We start from the raw sequence: 980 nt of genomic DNA, 5'->3' as shown, positions 1-980 counted from the left end.
AGTGGCAAGGCTTAAAAATCCAAAGACAATAGAAAATACATTAAATACATATATTTCAAAAATAGATAATTATAAAGGTGATCAAAGAGGTACTGTAGATATTTCCAAAAAAGATATTAAATCTAAGACATTAGAATTAGGTATTCCGGAGAAAACAACCAAAGAACAATGAAATATGATTTATCTACTATGCCAGAAAAAGCATTTTTTGATACGTGTAAAAATTGTATTAAAGTTTTTTTAGATGAGTAGTGCTAGGGAGTATATATGGGATTGTTACTTGATATAAATTGGTATCCTGGACAAGCAAGAAATCATACATGGATTGCTATGGATAAAAATGGATATATTTCAATGATGCTAAATAATGGGTACGGATGGCTGCCTAAATGCATGTTAAAAATAAATAATATAAAAAAATCACTTAATGATTTATGTGAGTATATTGATGGAGATTCTGAGAAATATAGTAATGGTATAAATAAAAAAGGTGAGTATTTTATAGATCTATATTCTAGTTGGGTATATAAAAAATATAAAAATAAACAAGAAATAATTAATAATTTTAACTTTAGATTAGAAAATAAAAAAAATTGTGATGCTGAGTTAGCAACTAAAATGGGAATATTTTATTTTGAAGCATTAGAGGGACAATCTGTAGGAGAAGATTACCCTATTGGTTATGATGGCGAAACGAAAATGGGTGACTACTTTCGTTTTATTGTTCCTACTATTTATGCCACGATTGAAGATATTCCATATGATTTAAGAAAATATGTTGTAGTCTCTGATAGTCTTGATTTTACCAAAGATAGGTTGCTTGATAATAATAAAATTAGTAATTATTTTACACGAATGTATTCAGAGTAAATAATTTATTGTCTATAAAAGTAAATTTAAACTCCAAAGCCATTACTCAATTTTATTTATAAAATAATAATTAGGTGGTGGCTTTTATTATAATTAAAATAAGTAAAGTA

The 980-nt window shown here is 25.9% G+C and carries 2 protein-coding genes; both read left to right on the top strand.

Features of this window, described 5'->3' with window-relative positions; genetic code table 11:
• Window position 1 precedes the first annotated feature (1 nt).
• The gene (locus M983_RS18090; RefSeq protein ID WP_425415207.1) at window positions 2–172 is read left to right on the top strand and encodes an endonuclease toxin domain-containing protein; all 171 of its coding nucleotides are present in this window, start codon (window positions 2–4) and stop codon (window positions 170–172) included.
• Between the two features lie 95 nt (window positions 173–267).
• Window positions 268–870 (top strand): hypothetical protein, encoded by a 603-nt coding sequence (locus M983_RS16565; protein WP_066753612.1) that lies wholly within the window; start codon window positions 268–270, stop codon window positions 868–870.
• Window positions 871–980: the final 110 nt, after the last annotated feature.

This window comes from Proteus myxofaciens ATCC 19692, from assembly GCF_001654855.1.
Lineage (GTDB): Bacteria > Pseudomonadota > Gammaproteobacteria > Enterobacterales > Enterobacteriaceae > Proteus > Proteus myxofaciens.
The sequence above is the reverse complement of the archived record's forward strand: the minus strand, read 5'-3'. Positions and strand labels throughout refer to the sequence as shown.